This is a genomic window from Thermomonospora echinospora (assembly GCF_900108175.1).
GTDB classification, from domain to species: Bacteria; Actinomycetota; Actinomycetes; order Streptosporangiales; family Streptosporangiaceae; genus Thermomonospora; species Thermomonospora echinospora.
On sequence record NZ_FNVO01000041.1, the window covers coordinates 23,742 to 34,114 of the forward strand.

Consider the following 10,373-nt stretch of genomic DNA (forward strand, 5'->3'; position numbering starts at 1 on the left):
ATATGCGGGACCATCCCCGCGTGCGCGGGGAGCAGCAAGACGACGGCTTCGACGGCGACAGGCACGGGGGACCATCCCCGCGTGCGCGGGGAGCAGGGACATGGGTACCGCAGGGCCTCGCCACCAGCGGGACCATCCCCGCGTGCGCGGGGAGCAGGTCAAGGGGTTGCCTCCTACTTGATTCCGAGGGGGACCATCCCCGCGTGCGCGGGGAGCAGATCGCGGCCAGGAAGGAAGCCATGGAGTTCGAGGGACCATCCCCGCGTGCGCGGGGAGCAGGGCGTCGCCGAGCCGACCGGCATCACCCAGCGGGGACCATCCCCGCGTGCGCGGGGAGCAGCTCCGCCACGACCCCGACGTGCCGCACGACCGGGGACCATCCCCGCGTGCGCGGGGAGCAGACTGGCTGACCTGCGGGTTTAGGGCGGGAAGGGGCTGGAATTCCTTACTTTTGCAGACTCGGACATTTCGGGCATGGCCTCGTTCGTGGCTCGATCGTTGGTTCAGGGTGCCTGGGTCGGGTGGCGGGGGCAAGCTGGACGGGGTTGCCGAGCTGAGTGGTTCGGGTCTTCAAGATCGTCTGTGAAGAGAAGCGTCAGACGAAATCCGTAGAAACTCTGCATAGCACCCTGATGTCTGCTTCACTGCGTTCATGCCTGATGGGGAGGAGCCCGTCCGGCTGGGGGATGGCCTGTCGGCCGCTGCCCGGACCGTGTGGGCCAAGCATGATCATGTGACTGGTGGGTGGCTGCCGTTGTGGCGGCACATGGCCGACAGCGGCGCGGTGGCCGGGCTTCTGTGGGATGAGTGGGTCCCTTGGCGGGTGCGATCACTGATCGCGGCGGAGGTGCCGGGTGGGCTCGAGGACGCGCGTCGCCTCGTGGTGTGGCTGGCCACCACGCATGACATAGGGAAGGCCACACCGGCGTTCGCGTGCCAGGTGGAGACGCTCGCCGACGCGATGCGGAACGCCGGGCTGGAGATGCCTGGCCATAAGGAGCTGGTGGATCGGAAGCTGGCTCCGCACGGTCTGGCCGGGCAGTCGCTACTGCAAGAGTGGCTGGCGGAACGGCATGGGTGGAGCCGACCCACGACCTTGCCGTTCAGTGTGATCGCTGGCGGACATCATGGTGTTCCGCCGACGTTCTCGGACATCCGCGAGCTGAACGTCCGTCCTCGCCTGCTCCGCACGCCGGGCTGTGAGGCGACGTGGCGGAACGTGCAGAACGAGTTGCTCGACGCATGCTCGGTGGCCTGCGGTGTGCAGGATCGCCTGGGGGCCTGGGGGCAGGTCAAGCTGTCGCAGCCGGTTCAGGCGCTGTTGTCGGGGCTGGTGATCGTCGCCGACTGGATCGCCAGCAACCCCGATCTCTTCCCGTACTTCCCCGAGGCCGCAGGCATCAGCGACCGTGAACGCGTCGAAGCGGCCTGGCATGGCCTGGCGCTGCCCGCTCCCTGGCAGGCCGAGGATCCGCAGGAGGGTACGGCCGAGCTGTTCGCGTCACGGTTCGATCTTCCGACCGGGGCACGTGTCCGCCCGGTCCAGGGGCAGGCGGTCGAACTGGCCCGCCGCATGAAGCGGCCGGGATTGATGATCATCGAAGCGCCGATGGGGGAGGGTAAGACCGAGGCGGCGCTGGCGGTGGCCGAGATCTTCGCGGCCCGTTCGGGGGCGGGTGGTTGTTACGTGGCGCTGCCCACCATGGCGACCGGCAATGCGATGTTCCCTCGTCTGCTGAACTGGCTGCGGCGGCTTCCGGACGACGGTGCAACCGGCCCGCGCTCGGTCCACCTGGCGCACTCCAAGGCGGCGCTGAACGAGGAGTACCAGGATCTGGTCCGCGCCGGCCGACGGACGGTGACGGCGGTGGAGCTGGACGGTGCCGACGACGAGTGGCATCACCGCAACGACCGTAGCGTTCACTCCGCCGAGCTCGTCGCCCACCAGTGGCTTCGCGGCAGGAAGAAGGCGATGCTCGCCTCCTTCGGCGTGGGGACCGTCGACCAGCTGCTGTTCATGGGCCTCAAGAGCCGGCACCTGGCGTTGCGTCACCTCGCGCTCGCGGGCAAGGTCGTCATCATCGACGAGGCCCACGCCTACGACACGTACATGAACTCCTACCTCGACCGGGTGCTGTCCTGGCTGGGGGCGTACCAGGTCCCGGTGATCGTGTTGTCGGCGACGCTGCCCGCCACGAGGCGGCGGGAACTCGTCGAGGCCTACGCGCAGGCAGAAGGGGCCGGCTTCACGAACGTGGAGGCCGCAGAGGGATATCCGCTGCTGACGGCTCTGGAGATCGGTCGCCCTCCGGTGTCTCGTCCCGTCGCCCCGTCCGGCCGTCGTACCGAGGTCCAGCTGGAACGTCTGGACGATGATCTCGATGTCCTGGCGGATCGGCTGGAGCACGAGTTGTCCGACGGCGGCTGCGTGCTGGTGGTCCGCAACACCGTCGACCGCGTCCTGCAGACCGCCGCCCACCTGCGGAAACGCTTCGGCGACGACGCGATCACCGTGGCGCACGCCCGCTTCCTGGACCTGGACCGCATCGCCAAGGACGCCGACCTGCTGGAACGATTCGGTCCGCCTGGAAAGAGCACTAAGCGGCCGAACGACAGGCACATCGTGGTGGCCAGTCAGGTGGCCGAGCAATCCCTGGACATCGACTTCGATCTCCTGGTGACCGACTTGTGCCCGATCGACCTGCTGTTGCAGCGGATGGGGCGCGTTCACCGGCATCTGCGGGGTGAAGGTCAGTCGGAACGGCCACCGCGGCTTCGCGCAGCTCGATGCCTCGTCACCGGCGCGGGCTGGGAGGCCGTTCCGGTCGAGCCGATCAGCGGTTCCCGGCGAATCTATCGATCGGGCCCATTGCTGCGTTCGGCGGCCGTTCTGGATCCGTATTTCACAGAAACGGTGGAAACCGGACATGTGGTGCGCTTGCCGGAAGACATCAGCCCCCTGGTTCAAAAGGCGTACGGGAACGGCCCGATAGGACCGGCCGAGTGGCAGCCGGCGATGGAGCACGCGCACCGGGATCAGGAGCTGCACCAGGCGACCCAACAGGAGAAGGCGAAGACCTTCCTGCTCAACAGGGCCGCCCAGGGCGGACGGCCCTTGATCGGATGGGTCGATGCCGGGATCGGTGACGCCGACGACACGCGGGCGGGAAGGGCGCAGGTCCGCGACAGCCGGGAGTCCCTGGAAGTGCTCGTGGTGCAACGTCTCGCCGACGGAACCGTACGAACGGTGCCGTGGCTCTCCAAGAGGCGTGGTGGTGTGGAGTTGCCTACCGAGGCCGTTCCCGAACCCCGGCTGGCGCAGATCGTAGCGGCCTGCGGGCTGCGGCTCCCTTTCCAGTTCTCGATCCCGGAAGTCCTCGACCGCGCGATCGAGGAACTGGAGGCGGAATGCGTCCCGGCCTGGCAGTCCAAGGAGTGCCACTGGCTGGCCGGTGAATTGATCTTGTTCCTGGACGAGAAATGTCGGACCCGGCTGGCAGGCTACGACCTGCATTACACGCCCGCGGATGGCCTGGAGGTGACTTGTGCCGAGTGAACTCGCCGCACCGTCCTTCGACCTCACCAGCCGCCCGTGGCTGCCGGTGCTGCGCTCGGACGGTTCCGAGGACGAGCTGTCGCTGACCGAGGTCTTCCGCCAGGCCCACCAGCTGCGCCGGGTGGTCGGTGACGTGCCCACCCAGGAGTTCGCGCTCGTGCGGCTGCTGCTGGCCGTCCTGCACGACGCGGTCGATGGCCCCGATGACGTCTACGGCTGGACACAGCTGTGGGACGAAGGCCTGCCCACCGACCGGATCGCCGCCTACCTGAAGCAGCACCGTGAACGCTTCGATCTGCTCCACCCCCGGGCACCGTTCCTGCAGACCGCGGACCTGCGCACCGCCAACGACGAGGTCTTCTCCCTGGACCGGATCGTCGCCGACGTCCCCAACGGCGCCCTGTTCTTCACCATGCGAGCCGGCGGCGTGCAGCGACTCGGGTTCGCCGAGGCCGCGCGCTGGCTGGTCCACGCCCACGCCTTCGACACCTCCGGCATCAAGACCGGCGCGGTGGGAGACCCGAGGGTCAAGGGCGGCAAGGTGTATCCGCAGGGCGTCGGCTGGGCCGGCAACCTCGGGGGAGTCCTCATCGAGGGCAACGACCTGCGCGAGACGCTGCTGCTCAACCTCATCGCCTTCGACACCGACAACCTGGAGATCGACCCTGCCCGTGACCTGCCGGCCTGGCGGCAGGAGCCGCGCGGCCCCCAGGAGCTGGACGAGGTCGAACTGAAAAGCCGTCCCGCCGGTGTACGCGACCTGTACACGTGGCAGTCCCGGCGCGTACGGCTCCACTTCGACGCGGACGGCGTCCACGGCGTGGTCCTGGCCTACGGTGACGCCCTCGCCCCGCGCAACAAGCACGCGCACGAGCCGATGACGGCCTGGCGGCGCAGCCCCGCCCAGGAGAAAAAGCTGGGCGAACCCCAGGTCTACCTGCCACGTGAGCACGACCCCAGCCGCAGCGCATGGCGAGGGCTGGGCGCGCTGATCGCCGGGCGAGCCGACGGCGCCGAACAGCGCGGAGAGGCCGCCGTCATCGTCCGGCCCCGGATCCTGGACTGGGCCGCCCGCCTGACGATCGAAGGCCCCCTGCCACCGGACTACCTGATCCGGGCCCGGCTGCTGGGCGCGGTGTACGGCACCCAGCAGTCGGTCATCGACGAGATGGTCGACGACGCCGTGGCGATGCCCCTCGTTCTCCTGCACGACCAGGACAGGGACCTGGGGCAGACGGCGATCGACGCCGTCGCCGACGCGGAGAGCGCCGTGCGGATCCTCGGTGACCTGGCCTCCGACCTGGCCAAGGCATCCGGCGCCGCCCCCGAGCCCGCGGCGGACGCGGCCCGCCACCTCGGCTTCGGCATGCTGGACGGCCCGTTCCGCGAATGGCTGACCACGCTGGTCCCCGCGGCCGACGCCGGTGAACGCCGAGCGGAATGGCATGACCGGGCACGCGAGATCATCAGCCGCCTGGGCCGTGACCTGGTGGCGTCGGCAGGCGACCCGGCATGGGAAGGACGGGTCGTCGAGACCAGGAAAGGCCAGGAGATCTGGCTGACCGCCTCCCGCGCCGACCTGACGTTCCGCGGCCGGCTCGCCAAGGCCCTGCCCGGATCACAAGGCGACTCACCCCCTGAGAGCGACCAGAGTCTGGAGGTCCGGTCATGACCATGGCCTCGCCTGCCCGCCCCCGTTCGGTGATGGAACTGGTGGGTGACGTCGTCGAGAAACGCGTCGCGGAGCTGCAGAGGGGCTATCTCGACGACCAGAGCGCAGCCGTGGCCGCCCTCGCCCAGCTGCGGCGCGGTGCGGGCAAGCTCCCGCAGGACATGCCCGAGCTGTGGGGAGTCACTGGCGTCGAGCTGCTGTTCCAGGACCAAGCGCTGCCCGACAGGGAGGCCTCCCGAGCCGAAGCCGCCCTGTTCCTGGCGGTGACCCTGTACGCCCTGCATCAGCAGTCACGTTCCGACCAGAGGATGCACAAAGCCGGCATCGAGTTGGGGGAGGCCGTGCGCCGGTTGATGTCCGGCGGCGACATCGATGAGCCGATCCGGCGGCGTTTCGTCCGGGTCGGTGCGGCGACCACTCCTGAAGTCTTGGCCTACCGGCTCCGGGAGATCGTTTCCCTGCTGCGCCGGGAGGCGATCCCGTTGGACTATGCACGGCTCGCACGCCGCCTCTATCAGGCCCAGGTGCCTGGCGGGATGCAGCAGGTCCGCCAGATCTGGGGCCGCAGTTTCCACGCGTACCGCCCCCAGACCTCCACCACCGGGACCGCCGGCAACGGTGCCACGAACGACAAGGACGCCTGATGACGACTCGTACCATCCTGGAGTTGCACGCCCTGCAGACCGTCCCTCCGAGCAACCTCAACCGGGACGACACCGGCACCCCCAAGACCGCTGTCTACGGCGGGGTACGCCGCGCCAGGGTCTCCAGCCAGTCCTGGAAGCGCGCCACCCGCCGCACCTTTCATGACCTGCTGGACCCCAGCGAGCTGGGCGTGCGTACCAAGCGGGTGGCCGAGCTGCTGGCCGGGCGGATCCGGGGCCTGGACGACTCCATTGAAGAGGCCGAGGCCTGGGCGCTGGCCGCCGAGACCATCCAGGCGGCCACCGGTTCGAAGATCGAGCCGCCCAAGCGCAAGGCGTCCGCCAAGGCAGACGGCCCTGACCCGGCCCCGGAGTCGAAGTACCTGATGTTCCTCAGCGCCCGCCAGCTGGACGGCCTGGCCGAGCTCGCCGTCAAGGGCCGCGACGACATCAAGGCGTTCCTCAAGGACAAGGACAACAAGGCCGAGGCCAAGCAGATCGCCAACAGCCGGCACTCGGTCGACATCGCGCTGTTCGGCCGGATGGTCGCCGACGGCGCCGACATCAACGTGGACGCCGCCGCCCAGGTGGCCCACGCCATCAGCGTCCACCAGGTGGAGAACGAGTCCGACTACTACACCGCCGTCGACGACCACAAGGAACGCGAGGACGACGATCTGGGCGCCGGCATGATCGGCACCGTCGAGTTCAACTCCGCCACCCTCTACCGGTACGCGGCGGTCGACGTGGACCTGCTGTCCCGCAACCTCGGCAAGGGGCAGCGGGAGGACGAGCCGCTCACCGAGCCGGTCCGCCGGGCGGTGGAGGCGTTCGTGCAGGGGTTCATCACCTCGCTGCCCACCGGCAAGCTCAACACCTTCGGCAACCACACCCTCCCCGACGCGGTCGTGGTCAAGATCCGCTCGACCCGCCCCATCAGCTTCGTGGGGGCCTTCGAGGAGCCCTGCCGCGCCGACCAGGCCGCCGGCGGGCACGTGCGCGAGGCGAGCGAGCGGCTGGCGCGGTACGTTCCCGAGATCGAGCGTGCCTACGGCGCCGACAACGCCAAGACCTGGGTGCTGCGCGTCGGGCCGAACACCACCGTCCTGGCCGAGCTCGGCGATGAGGTGTCCCTGCCCGACCTCGTGGAGGCGGTTGGTGCCGAAGTCGCCGGGCGGCAGAGCGACGCCTCATGAGCGTTCTGCTGCTCCAGCTCGCCGGCCCTCTGCAGGCGTGGGGGGCGTCGGCGCGGTTCGCCCGGCGCACCACCGAGTCGGCGCCCACCAAGAGCGGTGTGATCGGGCTGCTGGCCGCGGCGCTCGGGCGGGAACGCTCGGAGGATCTCGCCGACCTGGCGGCACTGCGGTTCGGCGTCCGCGTCGACCAGCGCGGGACGCCGATCCGCGACTACCAGACCGCGCACCACTTCGAGACCGGTAGGTCCATGCCGGTCTCCGAACGCTTCTACCTGGCCGACGCCGTGTTCGTCGCGGCGCTCGAAGGCCCCGACGACCTGATCGACGAGCTGCACCAGGCCGTGCGCCGGCCGACGTTCCTGCCCTACCTCGGACGCCGCTCATGCCCACCCTCCCGGCCGATCGACTTGGGCGTCCGCCAGGTCGGCGACGTCGAGCGGGCACTGGAGAAGGAGATCTGGCGTGCCTCCCGTTGGTACCAGCGACGGTACGGCAAGCCGTCCGTGCAACTGGAGACCATCGTGGAGGCCACCGCAGGCGACGGGCCGGTGGACAGCATTCGCGACCAGCCCCTGAGCTTCGACCCGCACCACCGCCGCTATGCCCTGCGCGGTGTCCGTCACGGGCACGTCGAAGTCCCCAACCCCGCTGCTCCGCAGCTGTCCGACCACGACCCGACCGCCGTTCTGGGAGGCGTGTGATGTACCTGACCCGCTTCCGCGTCAACACGGCACGCGTCACCGCCCGCAAGGTCCTGTCCTCACCACAGGTACTGCACGCCGCGGTGATGTCCTCGTTCGCCACGGTCCCCGTCCAGGAGGACGACGGGCCACGGGTGCTGTGGCGCATCGACCGCAACAGCAAGGCCGAGACCTACCTCTACATCGTCAGCCCGATCAAGCCCGACCTCACCCACCTGGTCGAACAGGCCGGCTGGCCCACCACGGGCGGATGGCAGACCTACGACTACGAGCCGTTCCTGTCTCGGTTGACCAAGGGCGATGAGTGGGCGTTCCGCCTCACCGCCAACCCCGTGCACAGCGCGCGCCGCAACGACACCGAACCCACCAAGGTCACGGCCCATGTCGGCCTGCAGCACCAGCTCCGCTGGCTGCTGCAGCGCCAGGAGACCGCCGGCTTCCGGGTGGTGGAAAAGCCTGCGGAACGGCAGGTCATCCCGGGCACCGACGTGCATGAGCTGGTCATCCGGGAACGGCGCCAGCTCACCTTCAGAAAGAAGGGCCACTCCAAGCCGGTGACTCTGGTCACCGTGACCTTCGGCGGCAAACTCGAGGTCACCGACCCCGACGCCCTCCGCCGCACTCTCACCCGGGGCCTCGGCCGGGCCAAGGCCTACGGGTGCGGCCTGATGACCCTTGCGGCGGCATAACCATGTCCACCGTCAGCCAACGAGGAGCCTCCTCACCACGAGAGCTGACCAGGATGGGCGATCGGATCTCGTTCATCTACCTGGAGCGCTGCACCCTCCACCGCGAAGACAACGCGATCACCGCCGAAGACGCCGACGGCATCACCCACATTCCCTCCGCCACCATCGGATGCCTGTTGCTGGGGCCCGGTACCCGGGTGACCCACCAGGCCATGAGCGTGCTGGGCGACAGCGGAGCGGGCGTGGTGTGGGTGGGGGAGCAAGGCGTCCGCTTCTACTCGGGCGGCAGGTCACTCACCCGCTCTTCGGCTCTCGTCGAAGCTCAAGCGACCAAATGGGCCAACCGCCGCACCCGCCTGGAAGTCGCTCGTGTGATGTACTGGATGCGCTTCCCCGACGAGGACCCCGCCGGCCTCACCCGCCAGGAACTTCTCGGCAGGGAGGGCCGCAGAGTCAAAGAGCGCTACCGTGCGGAAGCGGCCAAATTCGGCATCACCTGGAACGGCCGCCACTACATCCCAGGCGACTTCGGCTCCGGCGACCCCGTCAACCAGGCGATCACGGCAGCCGCCCAGTGCATGTACGGCATCGCCCAGACCACCGTGGCCGCCCTCGGCTGCGCCTGCGGCCTCGGGTTCATCCACTCAGGACACGAACTGGCCTTCGTCCTGGACATCGCAGACCTCTACAAGACGGAGATCGCGATACCCATCGCGTTCAAGACGGCCGCCGAAAGCCCAGAAGACGTCGGTTCCCGCACCTGCCGCGCCATCCGCGACGAGGTCAACAGGACGGGCCTGCTACGCCGATGCGTCGACGACATCAAAAGCCTCCTGCTCCCGGACACCGTCGACGACCCTGTGAGCAGCGACATCGACCACGTCACCCTCCAAGGCGACCAGGGAGCGCAACTGGCGTCCGGCCGCAACTATGACGACGAGGTGTTCTGGTGACGATCATCATCCTCACCCGATGCCCCACCGGACTCCGCGGCTTCCTGACCCGCTGGCTTATGGAGATCTCTCCAGGCGTCTTCATCGGAGGCCCCTCAGCCCGCATCCGAGAAGCACTATGGCGAGAAGTACGCCAGTACGCCGACACCGGTCGAGCCCTCCTCGCCTACAGCACCAACAACGAACAGGGCTTCACCTTCGAAACCTGGGACCACAAGTGGCACCCCGTCGACCACGAAGGCATCACCCTGATCCGCCGCCCCAAGGCTCAGTCGACGATCTCGGCAACCCCACCACCCACCGGCTGGAGCAAGGCCTCCAAACGCCGCCGCTACGGCAAACGCTGACCCCGCACAACCACACCCAAAGCCGCTTTCACCACACCAGGCCCGCAGCCGACTCCGACCCCTGCGCCAGTCGACGACGCCGCACCTGCACCAGGTAATACTTGACCGGTGCAAGCGTCACAGATGTGCCAAGGCGTGGATCGCCCTCACCGCAGCCGTCTTATCCAGCCGGCAGATCACAGCAGCAGGACGATGTCCGATATGTCCGAATTGAAAGAAGTAATGAATTCCGGCACCTTCCCGAGCTAAACCCGCAGGTCATCCCTGAAGGGGCGGGGCCGGTCAAGGGGTGGACTGTGGTGGCCGGTGGTGTGTGAGTTCGTTTTCTTACCGGTCCCGGGCGGTTTCAGGGCGTGCCGGGTCGGCGTCCGGGGTCAAGGTGGAGCGCCCGCAGGCGAAGCCTGTGGACGTACGACCTTGACGGCCGGGCGACCGGGCCGGCGGATACTGATGATCGCCGGGACGGTGTGGGTGTTGTGAGTCACGTGCCCCAGGCGCAGTCGTCTCCCGAGAGAGGCAGTCCGGCTGCGGTCATCCCTTCGCCCGGTTCTCTCCGCCTGCGGCGGAGAGCGGCATGGGGCGTTTGACGTGCGGATCCGGCGGGGGCAATCAGAA

At 68.6% G+C, this 10,373-nt stretch carries 8 protein-coding genes and 1 CRISPR repeat array; all 8 genes read left to right on the forward strand.

The genetic code is table 11. The features are described 5' to 3' along the window. Positions 1 to 6: 6 nt before the first annotated feature. Positions 7 to 401: a CRISPR direct-repeat array (repeat unit 29 nt; unit sequence GGGACCATCCCCGCGTGCGCGGGGAGCAG). A 251-nt stretch (positions 402 to 652) separates the two neighbouring features. The 8 genes from C4U03_RS38425 to cas2e are packed head-to-tail and all read left to right on the forward strand — an operon-like array spanning position 653 to position 9,758. Continuing rightward, the gene (locus tag C4U03_RS38425) at positions 653 to 3,556 is read left to right on the forward strand and encodes a CRISPR-associated helicase/endonuclease Cas3 (RefSeq protein ID WP_103944726.1); all 2,904 of its coding nucleotides are present in this window, start codon (positions 653 to 655) and stop codon (positions 3,554 to 3,556) included. Continuing rightward, positions 3,546 to 5,228 (forward strand): type I-E CRISPR-associated protein Cse1/CasA, encoded by a 1,683-nt coding sequence (casA, locus tag C4U03_RS38430; RefSeq protein ID WP_103944727.1) that lies wholly within the window; start codon positions 3,546 to 3,548, stop codon positions 5,226 to 5,228. Before C4U03_RS38425 ends, casA begins: the two co-directional genes overlap by 11 nt. Then, on the forward strand, positions 5,225 to 5,872 hold the full coding sequence (gene casB, locus C4U03_RS38435; RefSeq protein WP_235018389.1) for a type I-E CRISPR-associated protein Cse2/CasB: 648 nt from the start codon (positions 5,225 to 5,227) through the stop codon (positions 5,870 to 5,872). The genes casA and casB overlap by 4 nt, the downstream gene beginning before the upstream one ends. Beyond that, a complete protein-coding gene (cas7e, locus tag C4U03_RS38440; RefSeq protein ID WP_103944728.1) occupies positions 5,872 to 7,068 on the forward strand; it encodes a type I-E CRISPR-associated protein Cas7/Cse4/CasC in 1,197 nt (398 codons plus the stop codon). The genes casB and cas7e overlap by 1 nt, the downstream gene beginning before the upstream one ends. Further along, positions 7,065 to 7,769, forward strand: a complete 705-nt coding sequence (cas5e, locus tag C4U03_RS38445; protein ID WP_103944729.1) for a type I-E CRISPR-associated protein Cas5/CasD — start codon at positions 7,065 to 7,067, stop codon at positions 7,767 to 7,769. Before cas7e ends, cas5e begins: the two co-directional genes overlap by 4 nt. After that, on the forward strand, positions 7,769 to 8,458 hold the full coding sequence (gene cas6e / locus C4U03_RS38450; RefSeq protein WP_103944730.1) for a type I-E CRISPR-associated protein Cas6/Cse3/CasE: 690 nt from the start codon (positions 7,769 to 7,771) through the stop codon (positions 8,456 to 8,458). Before cas5e ends, cas6e begins: the two co-directional genes overlap by 1 nt. A 2-nt stretch (positions 8,459 to 8,460) precedes the next feature. Continuing rightward, positions 8,461 to 9,411, forward strand: coding sequence for a type I-E CRISPR-associated endonuclease Cas1e (cas1e, locus tag C4U03_RS38455; protein WP_103944731.1), 951 nt, complete (start codon positions 8,461 to 8,463; stop codon positions 9,409 to 9,411). Continuing rightward, positions 9,408 to 9,758, forward strand: a complete 351-nt coding sequence (gene cas2e / locus C4U03_RS38460) for a type I-E CRISPR-associated endoribonuclease Cas2e (protein WP_103944732.1) — start codon at positions 9,408 to 9,410, stop codon at positions 9,756 to 9,758. The genes cas1e and cas2e overlap by 4 nt, the downstream gene beginning before the upstream one ends. Positions 9,759 to 10,373: the final 615 nt, after the last annotated feature.